This window comes from Streptomyces sp. DSM 116793 (assembly GCF_057320905.1).
In genome coordinates, this window is sequence record NZ_CM170494.1 from 383,213 (window position 1) to 395,536 (window position 12,324).

A 12,324-nucleotide genomic window follows, 5' to 3' on the forward strand; every position below is an offset into this window, starting at 1 on the left:
CGGATGGCCGATTCCCCATCTCAAGGCGGTTCCCCATGGCTCTGTTCGACCTGCCACTGGCCCAACTCCGCGACTACCGCAGCTCGTCCGCCGAGCCCGGCGACTTCGACGCGTTCTGGACGAAGACCCTCGCCGAGGCGCGCACCCACGCGCTGGACGCCCGGTTCGATCCGGTGGACACGCACCTGCGCACGGTCGACGTGTTCGACGTGACGTTCGCGGGGTTCGGCGGCCACCCGGTCAAGGGCTGGCTGACGCTTCCCGCCGGGACGAGCGAGCCGCTTCCCCTGGTGGTGACGTTCGTGGGGTACGGCGGCGGGCGCGGACTCGCACACTCCCATCTGCTGTGGGCGTCGGCGGGCTTCGCCCACTTCGTGATGGACACCCGTGGGCAGGGCAGTGGCCACACCCCCGGCGACACCCCCGACCCGGCGGGCAGCGCGCCCGCCCACCCCGGCTCCATGACCCGGGGCATCGAGGATCCCCACGAGTACTACTACCGGCGGGTCTTCACGGATGCCGTGCGCGCCGTGGAGGCCGCACGGTCCCACCCGCTGACGGACGCCGCGCGCACCGCGGTGACCGGGATCAGCCAGGGCGGCGGCATCACCCTCGCCGTCTCGGGCCTGGTGCCCGACCTGGTGGCGGTGGCGCCGGACGTGCCGTTCCTCTGCGACTTCCCGCGCGCGATCACGCTCACCGACCGTGACCCGTACCGCGAGATCGGCAGGTACCTCAAGGCGCACCGCGGACGCACCGAGCAGGTGGGACGGACGCTCGCGTACTTCGACGGCGTGCACTTCGCGGCCCGCGGCCGGGCCCCCGCGCTGTTCTCGACGGCCCTCGAGGACCAGACCTGCCCGCCGTCCACCGTCTTCGCGGCGTTCAACGCCTACGCCAACCCCGACAAGGCGATCGAGGTGTACGACTTCAACGACCACGAGGGGGGCGGCCCGTTCCAGGAGGCGGTCCAGCTGCGGTGGCTGCCGCCGTTGCTGCGCCGGGGCTGAGGGCTCTCGGCGCGGCCCCTCCGCGGACCGCGGCCCCGGCCGGGGGCGCCCCCGACAGGGTCAGGCGCGGCGCCTGAGTGCCCGGTCGGTGACCGTGAGGGCGATGAGGAGGACGCCGAGCACACCGGAGGCCATACCCATCAGGTGCAGGCCTCCGTCGCTCGCGCGCTGCCCGTAGGCGAGCGCGATCAGGCTGGACGCGGTGATGGCGCCGAGGTACTGGGCGGTGCGCTGGAGCCCGGCCGCGGCGCCGATGTCGTTCGCCGGGGCGTGGAACTGCACGGCCGCCTGGTTGCTGGTGCCGATCAGCCCCTGCGGGATGCCGAAGCAGGCGCCGACCAGCAGCAGGACGGCCAGCGGGGTGGCACCACCCACCAGGATCAGCCCGCCCGCGCCCACGGTGAGCAGCACACTGCCGACGATGAGCGGCACCCGGATGCCCTTCGTACGGGAGCCGAGCAGCGAGCAGACGAGCGCGCACACCGACATCGGCAGCATCAGCAGCCCGGTGTGACCGGACGAGAAGCCCCGCCCCTCCTCCAGCCACTGCGTGTAGCCGTACATCACGCAGTAGATCAGCAGGTAGCTCACCCCGTGCCGCAGGTAGGTGCGGGCCAGGGCGGCGTTGCCGGCGAGCATGCGCAGGTCGATGAAGGGGTGGGCGCAGCGCAGCTGCCAGACCGCCAGGGCGGTGCTCAGCACGGCGAACGGCGCGAGCAGCCACCAGATCGGGTGGGAGAGGTCGAGCAGGAAGAAGACCAGCACGGTCAGCGCGGTGGAGAACAGCCCGATGCCGAGCGGGTCGAGCGCCGCCTGCGGCCGGTCACCGGACCCGGCCGGCCGGCCGGCGCCCGCCGAGCCGCGCCGCGGGTCCGCCGGGATCCACAGGAGGGCGCTGACGAACGCGATCAGGGCCACCGGCACGTTCACCGCGAAGATGCCGCGCCAGCCGACCGCCGTCACCAGCAGGCCGCCCAGCGTGGGGCCGACGGCGGCGCTGCCGAGCGCCGCGAAGGAGAGCCGTGCCAGCACCGGGCGTGGCGTTCTCCGGCCGATCCGGTGGGATTCGTCGCGCAGTACCGACATGGCCGCGGGATACGCCGCGGACGTGCCGATGCCGAGCAGCAGCCGGGAGACCACCAGCCAGGCGAACGTCGGTGCCATGGCACCGACCAGGCCCGAGGCGGCGACCACGACGAGACCGCCGAGGAACACCCGGCGCGGCCCGAGCACATCGGCGAGCTTGCCGAGCACGGGCTGCGCGATGGCGCTGGCCAGGTAGAGCACCGAGATCAGCCAGGCGGTCTGGGCGGCGCCGATGCCGAAGGCATGGCCGATCGCCACCAGACCGGTGGAGATCATGGTGGTGTTCAGCGGGTTGAGCAGGGAGCCGAGGAGCAGGGGTGCGGTGAGCCGGCCGCTGAAGCCGCGCCGCTCCTCGCCACGGCCCTTCTCCGGCCGCCCGGTGCCGCCCGCGGCCTCCGCCCGGGCGTCCGTGGTCCGTACCCGCCGCTCCGCGGCGTGCGCCTGCCCGCCGGCCAGCACGGCCGGGCGGGAGGTGCCGGGGTGGTCGACAGCGCGGGGCCCGGGGATGGTGGGCCGTGCGCCGGTGTCCTGGGGGCTGCCGTTGGTCACTGGCTTACCGAGGTCGTATCGACTGCGTGCTGCATACACTCAGCATAGAATGTAGACAGGTTAACTGCAAAGTTTGGCTGACTATCCTGCCCTCTCGCGCCCGCTCGCCGGCGTGAGCCACGGGCCGGGGACACCGGGCCACGGGGAACGCCGGACCGTGCGGGGCGGGACGACCAGGCGACGGGACGAGAGGGGGCGGCGGGGCCGGACACCCCGGCGGGGGCAGCCACCCCGGGCGCCTTGTGGCGCCCCGGGCACCCTGTGACGGGAGCCACCGGGCACCCTGTGACGGGAGCCAGGACGCCGGCGGCAGGGTGTGGCAGGACTGCCAACGGTCGCACGGGCCACAGGCGACGCAGGCAACACACGCGACGCAGGCAACACACGCGACGCAGGCGACGCAGGCGACGCAGGCGACAGCCGTACGCCGCGCAGCCGGACGAGTGGCCGTGCGGCGACTCACTCCGTCCGGTCCGGCTCCCGCCCGAGGCGCACCCCGCTGATGCCGTCCCACTCCGCCAGCTCCGCCACGAGCTGGTGCGCCGTGCCGGTGCCCTCCAGGCGCAGGAGCACGTCGACGGGGCCGGCTCCACCCTCGGGGCGGCCCGCGACCTGGACGTCCACGACCTGGAAGCCACGTCCGGTGCACAGCTCCAGGGCCCGGGCGAGCAGCCCTCTGCGCGGCATGTACCGCACGCGCAGCTCCACCCGCCCGGCGGCAGGCGCGGAGGGCAGCCAGGCGAACATCCGGGGAAAGCCCCGGATCACCAGGAAGTGCACCGCCGTGGCCCCCGCGGCCAGCAGCACCAGGCCTCCGCCGCATGCCATACCGATGGCGCAGGTCAGCCAGACGGTCGCCGCCGTGGTGAGTCCACGCACGGCGTCCCGCCTGACGAAGATCAGCCCGCCGCCGATGAAGCCGATGCCCGACACGATCTGCGCGGCCACCCGGGAGGGGTCGAAGGCGACGCTGTCCAGGCCCAGCATGGCGCCGAAGCCGTGCAGCGAGACCTCCATGAAGAGCGCGCTGCCCACCCCGACCAGGGTGTGGGTGCGCAGCCCCGCGCTCTTCTGCCGCGCCTCCCGTTCCAGGCCGATCAGCGACGACAGGAGCAGGGCCACCGCCAACTCCGCGAACTGCCGCGGTCCTTGTCCCGCGGACGTGTCGAGGAGCGACGGGCCGGCGAGTGCGGGGTGCAGCGGAGAGACGGACATGGTCCGATTGTCCCTCCGCGGCATCCGCACACCCGTTCACCCATGTCCCCGGGGCGCTTCTCCGGGCCGAGGCAGCGCTCGGGCGCCGCGCCGGCCCGGGTGCCGGGGCTCGTCAGCTCAGGACGAGCTCGGGCTTGTACATCTCCAACCAGAGCGCGAGGTCGAGCGTGCGCTCCAGGCCGCGCCGGGACGCCTGGCCGATCTGCGGGGACTCGCGGTGCGCGGCGGCTTCGAGCTTGCCCCGGTCGATGATGTCGAAGACCTGATGAGAGGGCTTGGACAGCAGCTCCTTGGCGTGCTCCTGGAGGGCGACGGCGTACTTCGGGTCCTGTGTCGACGGGTAGGGGCTCTTGACCCGCTCGTACACCGAGCGCGGCAGCACGTCGGCGGTGGCCTCGCGCAGCAGGCTCTTCTCGCGCCCGTCGAACGACTTCAGGGACCAGGGGGTGTTGTAGACGTACTCGACGAGCCGGTGGTCGCAGAACGGCACCCGCACCTCAAGGCCGACGGCCATGCTGGCACGGTCCTTGCGGTCGAGCAGCACCCGGACGAAACGGGTCAGGTGCTGGTGGCAGATCTTGCGCATCGTGAACTCGAAGTCGCTCTCGCCGTCGAGCCGTTGCACGGCCGATATCGCGCTCCGGTAGCTGTCGTCGACGTACGTCCCCAGGTCCAGGACGCCGTGCAGGTCGTCGCGGAGCACACCCGCGTCGTCGCCGAAGTGCGTGCGGAACTGCGCCAGCCACGGGAAGGTGCCGCCCTTGCGGGCCTCCTCGTCGAAGAACTGCAGGTAGCCGCCGAAGACCTCGTCCGCGGACTCGCCCGAAAGGGCCACCGTCGAGTGCTCGCGGATGGCCTTGAAGAGGAGGTACAGCGAGGCGTCCAGGTCGCCCAGGCCGGCCGGGATGTCCCGGGCGCGGATCACCCGGGCCCGCACCTCGGGGTCGGCGAGGGCGTTGGAGTCCAGCACGATGTCGCGGTGGTCGGTGCCCGACTCGCGCGCCACGTCGTGCACGAAGGGGGTGTCGGGGGTCTGGCGCAGTTCGTCGGCGACGAAGTTCTCGGCCTGCCCGACGAAGTCCACGGCGAAGCTGCGCACGCGCTCGCCCCGCTCGCCGAGCTGCCGGGCGGCCAGCGCGGTCATCGCGGACGAGTCCAGGCCGCCGGAGAGCAGGGTGCAGCGCGGCACGTCGGAGACGAGCTGGCGGCGCACGATGTCGTCGAGCAGCTCGCGGACGGTGGCGATGGAGGTCGCGCGGTCGTCGGTGTGCGGCCGGGTCTCCAACTGCCAGTAGACGTGCCGCCGCAGCCCCGAGCGGTCCACGGTGACGACGGTACCGGGCTCGACCTCGCGCATGCCGTCCCAGATGGCGTGGCCGGGCGTCTTGATGACCGTGAACAGCTCCCTGAAGCCGTCCAGGGTGACCCGGGCCCGGGCCAGGGGGTTGGCCAGGATCGCCTTGGGTTCGGAGCCGAACAGCACGCCGTCGGGCGTCTTGTAGTAGTAGAAGGGCTTGATGCCCATGCGGTCGCGGATCATCACCAGCTTGTCGTGCCGGCCGTCCCAGATCGCGAAGGCGTACATGCCGTTCAGCCGGTCGGCCACCGCCTCGCCCCACTCCAGGTAGCCGCGCAGCACCACCTCGGTGTCCGAGTCGGTCCTGAAACGGTGGCCGCGGCCGGCCAGTTCGCTGCGCAGCTCGGTGAAGTTGTAGGTCTCCCCGGAGTAGACCATGGCGACGGCGCCCTCGGGCGTCTCCGCGCTCATCGGCTGACGGCCGCCAGGCAGGTCGATGATCGCCAGCCTGCGGTGTCCGAGTGCGGCGGGTCCGCCGATCCACGTGCCCCGGTCGTCGGGGCCCCGGCAGGACATGGTCTCCGTCATTGCATCCAATGTCTCGGCGGATGCCGCCAGATCACGGTCGAAGGAGACCCAGCCGGTGATGCCACACATCCCGTTTTCCTCCCGATTTCAGACTCCGTACCGGCCGATAGGCACCGCATTGGTCAGAGGGGTTTGCACAAGAATGCGCCGGTAGCGGAATCAGTTGTATCCAGCACCTATGTTACGAGCGTGGGTCACGTGGGCTACGAAGGTCAACGTGGCCTTGACAATGCGGGCCACGACACCGCTGCATTCCAGCCGCCCGGCGATCCGGGCGGCGGAATGCGTTCCTCCGGAATGCCTCTTCCGCCAGGCGGTCCGGGCCGGGGTGCACGGCCCGGACCGCAATGATCAGGCCATCGGCAAAACTTTCCTCAACCCGGGGCAGCCGCCCCGGCCCCGGCAGGGGCGCGGCGAAGCGCACGCTCGGGCCCCACCGACCGGTCGCCGGGCAGGAACCACACAGGGCACACCCCGCACCCCTGGGACTTGTCCACCCGAGCACCTGCTCGTCGGGGTGTCGGATCGCGCGGCGACCTCACCACCGGACGCCACCTGCGCCGGCGGCCGTTGCCGCCCGCCCACCCCATCACCCGGTCGGCCCCCGGTCCGCCCCTGGTCCGCCTCCGGCCCGATCATGATCGGCCTGACGGGTCCTAGCCGTCCACCTCGTACTGCCCGGTCACCCGGAAGTACCGCAGGGCCTCCGGGGAGCCGTCGTCGAGGGCCGCCCCGGCGGCGGCGCGCAGAGCGTCGCTGATGTTCGGGTCCGCAAGCATGCGGGCGATGTAGACGGCGTCGTCCTCCGCTTGGGCGAGCCGATATCCCGTCGTCCGGAACGCGCGTGCCGCCTCCGGCGTGCCAGCGTCAAGCGCCTCGTTGCACCCCGCGATGACCGCCTTGTCGCCATCCTTCATCGCCTTGTACAGAATGCGCGCGATGGCAACCCGATCGTCCTCGAACTGGGCCTGCCGGTACCCGGTCTCCAGGAACGCGCGCATGTCCTCCACGGTGCCGTTGAGAGCCTTGTCGGCTTCTCGGACGACTGCCACCCCGCTGTTCTTCGCCAGGATGTCGGCTATCGCGGCACGCAGTTCGGCTTCCGTCATCTCGTCCACCGGCGTGTCGGACGTGGCCGTCGCCGCGGTGGACGTGGCCGTCGGAGCGGCGGCGAATGCCGGGGCGGTGAAAAGGAGGGCGGGCGTCAGGGCGGTGGCAGCGACGAACAGCGCGGTGCGGGTCGGTCTCACGAGTGTGTGCCTCCATGATCGTGCGGTATGTGAGGCAATTCTCAAACCTCGTGCGCCGGAAGCACCAACGATATCCGGACACATGTCGTGATCACGCGACACCCGCGTCGTCCCTCTCCACGGCCGGGGCGTCGTCCGCGCTCACCGAGCACTGGCGGGCCGGAGATCGCCGGCTCGGCCCGGTGGCCCCCGCCGACGCGTCGGGGCCGGGCCCGCAGTTCCCCGCTCCGCTGGTACGCACCGGGGCACAGCTGCCCCGGGTGGGAGCCGTGGGCGGGCTGGGCGCGGTGGGCCGTGGGGGTGCACGATGGCTGCATGCTGCTTGCCCGGCTGGCCCAGGTCTCCCGGGACGTCGCCGCCACCTCGGCGCGGTCCCGCAAGACCGCCCTGCTGGCGGAGCTGTTCCGGGACGCCGAGCCCGCGGACGTGCCGGTGGTCATCCCGTACCTCGCCGGCCGGCTCCCGCAGGGCCGGCTCGGCATCGGCTGGAGCGTGCTGCGGCACCCGGTGCCGCCCGCGCCGGAGCCGGCCCTGACAGTGCGCGAGGTGGACGCCGCCCTCACCGAGCTGGGCGCGGTCGCGGGCCCGGGATCGGGGGCCGAACGCCGTCGGCTGGTCGCGGCGCTGCTGGGCGCGGCCACCGCGGACGAGCAGCGGTTCCTGATCGGGCTGCTCACGGGCGAGGTCCGGCAGGGCGCGCTGGACGCGCTCGCCGTCGAGGGCCTGGCCGAGGCCACCGGCGCCCGCGCCGCCGAGGTGCGGCGGGCGGTCATGCTGGCGGGCTCGCTGCAGGCCGTCGCCGAGGCACTGCTCGCACGGGGGCCGGGGGCCGTGGAGGAGTTCACGCTGACGGTCGGCCGCCCGGTGCAGCCGATGCTGGCCCGCACCGCGGCCTCGGTGGGCGACGCGCTGGACCGGCTCGGGCCCAGCGCGGTGGAGGAGAAGCTGGACGGCATCCGCATCCAGGTGCACCGGCGGGGCCGGGACGTACGGGTCTACACCCGCACGCTGGACGACATCACCGAGCGGCTGCCCGAGGTCACCGCCGTGGCCCTGGAATCCCCGGTGGAGAGCTTCATCCTGGACGGGGAGGTGCTGGCGCTCGACGAGGACGGCCGGCCGCGGGCCTTCCAGGACATCGCCGGGCGGGTGGGCTCCCGGCTGGACGTCGCGACGGCCGCCGCTGAGCTTCCGGTGTCACCGGTCTTCTTCGACGTGCTGTCCGTGGACGGCAGCGACCTGCTCGCACTGCCGTTCGACCGGCGCCACGACGAGCTGGCCCGGCTGGTCGCCGAGCCGATGCGGGTGCGGCGCACCGTGGTGACCGACGCGGCCGACGAGCGGGCGCGCCGCGCCGCGGACGCCTTCCTCGCCGAGACCCTGGCACGCGGGCACGAGGGCGTGGTCGTCAAGGCGCTGGACGCCGCCTACAGTGCCGGCCGGCGCGGCGCGTCCTGGCTGAAGGTCAAGCCGGTGCACACGCTCGACCTGGTGGTGCTGGCCGCCGAGTGGGGCCACGGCCGGCGCACCGGCACGCTCTCCAACCTGCATCTGGGCGCCCGCCGTCCCGACGGCTCGTTCGCCATGCTCGGAAAGACGTTCAAGGGCCTGACGGACCGGATGCTGGCCTGGCAGACCGAGCGGTTGCGCGAGCTCGCGGTGCACGACGACGGCCATGTGGTGACGGTCCGTCCCGAGCTGGTCGTGGAGATCGCCTACGACGGCCTGCAGCGCTCCACGCGGTACCCGGCGGGCGTCACGCTCCGCTTCGCACGGGTGGTGCGCTACCGGGAGGACAAGCCGCCCGAGGAGGCGGACACCGTGGAAACGGTCCTGTCCGCCCATGCGTGACCGCGGCCGGCCCCTGTGCACTGGCGGCCGCGCCCCGGTCACACTGGGATCATGACGGAGAAGCGCAGCGCCGGACTGCTGCTGTTCCGGCCGCCGTCCGGGGGCGGCGGACAGGCCGCGGTGGACGACACGGAGGTCCTGCTCGGCCATATGGGCGGCCCGTTCTGGGCGCGCCGCGACGCCGGCGCCTGGACCCTGCCCAAGGGCGAGTACGAGCCGCCGGAGAATCCGTGGGAGGCGGCGCGGCGCGAGTTCGCGGAGGAGCTGGGGCTGCCGCCGCCGGAGGGCGAGCCGGTGCCGCTGGGCGAGGTACGGCAGTCGGGCGGGAAGGTCGTCACCGCGTGGGCCGTGCCCGGGGATCTCGATCCGGGGGCGGTGACGCCGGGGACGTTCACGATGGAGTGGCCGCGGGGCTCGGGGCGCACCGCCGTCTTTCCCGAGCTCGACCGGGTGGCGTGGTTCCGCCTCGCCGAGGCCGGGGGGCGGATCGTGAAGGCGCAGGTGGTGTTCCTGGAGCGGCTCGCGGAGCGGGTCGCCTCGGGGTGAGGGAGCTGAGCGTACCGCTCGCTGTTCTCCGTCCACCTGGCGGTGGGGCCTGTCGCGCGGTTCCCCGCGCCCCTATCAAGGCCCTGCCCCTTCCGGTCTCCTCCCAGCCACTCCCCGTGGGACCTTGTCGCGCAGTTCCCCGCGCCCCTACCAAGGCCCTGCCCCTACCCGTCTCCTCACCAGCCATCCCCCGTGGGGCCTTGTCGCGCAGCCCCCGCCCCCAGGGCCCCGTCTCCCCCGCCCGCCCCCGGTGGGGGCCTCCCCATGCTCCTGCCAGGGGCCGGGGTGTCCGGCCCGCCTCGTGCGCCGGCGCATGAGCCGGCCGCGTGTGGGTACGCGGGCGGACCCGGGCGCGGTCCGTTTGCGGTGCGGCGTGTGCGGGGTCAAGGTCGAGGAACCGGCTTCAGGAGGTCGTCCCCATGCCCATCGCGACGGTGAACCCGGCCAGCGGCGAGACGCTGAAGACCTACGACGCCCTGAGCGCCGGGGAGGTCGAACAGCGGATCGCGACCGCCGCCGAGGCCTTCGCCAGCTACCGCAACACCACCTTCGGCGACCGCGCGGTGCTGCTCGGGCGCGCCGCCGACCTGCTGGAGGAGGACGAGAAGGACATCGCGCGCGTCATGACCACCGAGATGGGCAAGCCGCTCGCCCAGGCACGCGCGGAGGCCGCGAAGTGCGTCAAGGCGATGCGCTGGTACGCGGCGCGCGCGGAGTCCCTGCTCGCGGACGAGTACCCCTCGGCCACGGACATCGAGGACTCCGGCGCGGACCGCGTGCGGGTGGTCTACCGCCCGCTGGGTGTGGTGCTGGCCGTGATGCCGTGGAACTTCCCGCTCTGGCAGGTGATCAGGTTCGCCGCACCGGCGCTGATGGCGGGCAACGTGGGCCTGCTCAAGCACGCCTCGAACGTGCCGCAGACGGCGCTCTACCTGGAGGACCTGTTCCGCAGGGCCAGCTTCCCCGAGGGCTGCTTCCAGACGCTGCTCATCGGGTCGCGTGCGGTGGAGGACGTGCTGCGCGACCCCCGGGTGGCCGCCGCGACGCTCACCGGCAGCGAGCCCGCGGGCCGCTCGGTGGCGTCGATCGCCGGGGACGAGGTCAAGAAGACGGTGCTGGAGCTGGGCGGCAGCGACCCCTTCGTGGTGATGCCCTCGGCCGACCTGGAGCAGGCCGCGCGGACGGCGGTGACGGCTCGCGTGCAGAACAACGGCCAGTCGTGCATCGCGGCGAAGCGGTTCATCGTGCACGAGGACGTCTACGACGCCTTCGCGCAGCGCTTCACCGAGGGCATGCGGGCGCTGCGGGTGGGCGACCCGATGGAGGAGGAGACCGAGGTCGGGCCGCTCTCCAGCGAGCAGGGCCGGGCGGACCTGGAGGGGCTCGTGGCGGACGCGGTGCAGAAGGGCGCCACGGTGCTGTGTGGTGGGCTGCGGCCCGAGGAACTGGGCGACCGCGGCTGGTACTACGCGCCGACCGTCCTCGCGGACGTCACCGACGCCATGCGGATCCACCACGAGGAGGCGTTCGGGCCGGTGGCGTCGCTCTACCGGGTGCCGGACCTGGACGCCGCCGTGCGGCTCGCCAACGACACGCCCTTCGGGCTGAGCTCCAACGTCTGGACGCGGGACGACACCGAGGTGGCGCGCTTCGCGCGCGATCTCCAGGCCGGCGGTGTGTATGTGAACGGCATGACGGCCTCCCACCCGGCGTTCCCGTTCGGCGGCGTGAAGCGCTCCGGCTACGGCCGGGAGCTGTCGGGGCACGGCATCCACGAGTTCTGCAACATCACGACCGTCTGGCAGCGGGACTGAGCCGCCGGACGGGCGCGTGCCGGGTTCGGGCCGCGCGTTCTCTCTCCCGGCACGCCGTCCGGCGCGCGCGCTGCTGCGCGGCGCACGCGCCCGGAGCGGCTACGATCCACAGGGTCGTCGTCCCCCGGGAGGATCCAGTGGGTCGTGAAGTGACACCGCCCCTGATCATCGACCACCACGGCCAGCTGCACGTGGCGGCCGCCGACGTCAGCAAGCTGCTCCGCGCCGTGGGCGGGCACTGGCTGCATCTGGTGCACTCCGGCCGGGACGACCTCGACGAGGACACGGTCGCCACGCTCACCATCGAGCTGGCCAAACTGGCCGACCGCATCGACGTGGCGTGCATCGCGCACAGCAGTGGCAGCCGCGACTGAGGCGAAACCGCCCGGCGCGGCACTCACCCGACCGGACATGACCACAAGCGACCGGTCACGACTGAGTCTGCATGCGTCCTGACCGATGAAGCCAGTTGTCCTAGATGACTGTCTTGTGAATACATACACCAAACCGGCGGTTTGACCGCAAGCTTCCGAACTAGGGGTATCCGCGGCCTTCGCTCCTTGCCACAGTGGGCGCCATCCAGCCGACGAGCAGTGAGGATCCCCGACGATGTGGTTCCGTCACCCACGTACGCGTCTGGTCACCACGGGTGCGGTGTTCGCCGCACTGACCGCCGTGGTGCCCATCGCCTGTGCGGCTCTCGACGATCAGCCGTCCGCCCCGGCGCAGCGCTCCCCCGCCCGGGCCATGGCACCGTTCGCATCGGGCACCGCGTGCGCGCAGACCCGGCTGGTCCTCGGCGCCACCCGGCCGGACGGCGGTCCGCCCGCCGGCCACGGGAGGTTCTGGGCGTCCGCCGGTCACCCGGCTGCGGGTCACCCGCACGGGCGGTGGGCGCCGGACGCCCCGAGATGGTGGCCTGGTGCGCACGCCATGGCACACCGCCACCCCCACGTACTGATCCTGCCGCCCGTCTCCGAGGTGTACGTGCGTGCCGCGCCCGGCGCGGACGTCCGCACCCCCGAGCGGTGGCACGGGCAGGAGCCGGCATCCCGGCCGGACGACAGCGCACCGGCCACTGGCCGCTAGCCGCCCGGGCCGACCTGGTGGCCCGCGGC

General features: G+C 72.9%; 10 protein-coding genes. 6 read left to right on the forward strand and 4 right to left on the reverse strand.

The features are described 5' to 3' along the window. The first annotated feature begins 35 nt into the window (after positions 1 to 35). Complete coding sequence (locus ACSMXW_RS01665) at positions 36 to 1,010, forward strand: acetylxylan esterase (RefSeq protein WP_485803424.1); 975 nt, start codon at positions 36 to 38, stop codon at positions 1,008 to 1,010. 60 nt (positions 1,011 to 1,070) lie between these two features. Here ACSMXW_RS01665 and ACSMXW_RS01670 read toward each other — a convergent pair whose 3' ends face one another. From ACSMXW_RS01670 to ACSMXW_RS01685, 4 genes are all read right to left on the reverse strand, one after another. Continuing rightward, on the reverse strand, positions 1,071 to 2,372 hold the full coding sequence (locus ACSMXW_RS01670) for an MFS transporter (protein ID WP_485808560.1): 1,302 nt from the start codon (positions 2,370 to 2,372) through the stop codon (positions 1,071 to 1,073). A 732-nt stretch (positions 2,373 to 3,104) separates the two neighbouring features. Then, on the reverse strand, positions 3,105 to 3,860 hold the full coding sequence (locus ACSMXW_RS01675) for an MgtC/SapB family protein (protein ID WP_485803425.1): 756 nt from the start codon (positions 3,858 to 3,860) through the stop codon (positions 3,105 to 3,107). 112 nt (positions 3,861 to 3,972) lie between these two features. Then, a complete protein-coding gene (asnB, locus tag ACSMXW_RS01680) occupies positions 3,973 to 5,814 on the reverse strand; it encodes an asparagine synthase (glutamine-hydrolyzing) (RefSeq protein WP_485803427.1) in 1,842 nt (613 codons plus the stop codon). 587 nt (positions 5,815 to 6,401) lie between these two features. Next, positions 6,402 to 6,995: an ALF repeat-containing protein gene (locus ACSMXW_RS01685; RefSeq protein ID WP_485803429.1), complete on the reverse strand. Its 594-nt coding sequence runs from the start codon at positions 6,993 to 6,995 to the stop codon at positions 6,402 to 6,404. Between the two features lie 315 nt (positions 6,996 to 7,310). On the opposite strand from ACSMXW_RS01685, the gene ACSMXW_RS01690 reads away from it, so the two are divergent. The 5 genes from ACSMXW_RS01690 (at position 7,311) to ACSMXW_RS01710 (ending at position 12,295) form a co-directional block, all read left to right on the forward strand. After that, entirely contained in the window at positions 7,311 to 8,846 is a 1,536-nt protein-coding gene (locus tag ACSMXW_RS01690) for an ATP-dependent DNA ligase (RefSeq protein WP_485803430.1), read from the forward strand. Between the two features lie 51 nt (positions 8,847 to 8,897). Then, a complete protein-coding gene (locus ACSMXW_RS01695; protein ID WP_485803431.1) occupies positions 8,898 to 9,392 on the forward strand; it encodes an NUDIX hydrolase in 495 nt (164 codons plus the stop codon). Between the two features lie 419 nt (positions 9,393 to 9,811). Beyond that, positions 9,812 to 11,206: an NADP-dependent succinic semialdehyde dehydrogenase gene (locus ACSMXW_RS01700; protein WP_485803432.1), complete on the forward strand. Its 1,395-nt coding sequence runs from the start codon at positions 9,812 to 9,814 to the stop codon at positions 11,204 to 11,206. 137 nt (positions 11,207 to 11,343) lie between these two features. Then, positions 11,344 to 11,580, forward strand: a complete 237-nt coding sequence (locus ACSMXW_RS01705; RefSeq protein ID WP_212911451.1) for a DUF6213 family protein — start codon at positions 11,344 to 11,346, stop codon at positions 11,578 to 11,580. A 235-nt stretch (positions 11,581 to 11,815) separates the two neighbouring features. After that, positions 11,816 to 12,295 (forward strand): hypothetical protein, encoded by a 480-nt coding sequence (locus ACSMXW_RS01710; protein ID WP_485803433.1) that lies wholly within the window; start codon positions 11,816 to 11,818, stop codon positions 12,293 to 12,295. Positions 12,296 to 12,324 lie beyond the last annotated feature (29 nt).

Excerpts from the sequence above, each read along its gene's own strand:
- ACSMXW_RS01665 (WP_485803424.1), top strand. The coding sequence starts at position 36 with ATGGCTCTGTTCGACCTGCCACTGGCCCAACTCCGCGACTACCGCAGC.
- ACSMXW_RS01670 (WP_485808560.1), bottom strand. The coding sequence starts at position 2,372 with ATGATCTCCACCGGTCTGGTGGCGATCGGCCATGCCTTCGGCATCGGC.
- ACSMXW_RS01675 (WP_485803425.1), bottom strand. The coding sequence starts at position 3,860 with ATGTCCGTCTCTCCGCTGCACCCCGCACTCGCCGGCCCGTCGCTCCTC.
- asnB (WP_485803427.1), bottom strand. The coding sequence starts at position 5,814 with ATGTGTGGCATCACCGGCTGGGTCTCCTTCGACCGTGATCTGGCGGCA.
- ACSMXW_RS01690 (WP_485803430.1), top strand. The coding sequence starts at position 7,311 with ATGCTGCTTGCCCGGCTGGCCCAGGTCTCCCGGGACGTCGCCGCCACC.
- ACSMXW_RS01695 (WP_485803431.1), top strand. The coding sequence starts at position 8,898 with ATGACGGAGAAGCGCAGCGCCGGACTGCTGCTGTTCCGGCCGCCGTCC.
- ACSMXW_RS01700 (WP_485803432.1), top strand. The coding sequence starts at position 9,812 with ATGCCCATCGCGACGGTGAACCCGGCCAGCGGCGAGACGCTGAAGACC.
- ACSMXW_RS01710 (WP_485803433.1), top strand. The coding sequence starts at position 11,816 with ATGTGGTTCCGTCACCCACGTACGCGTCTGGTCACCACGGGTGCGGTG.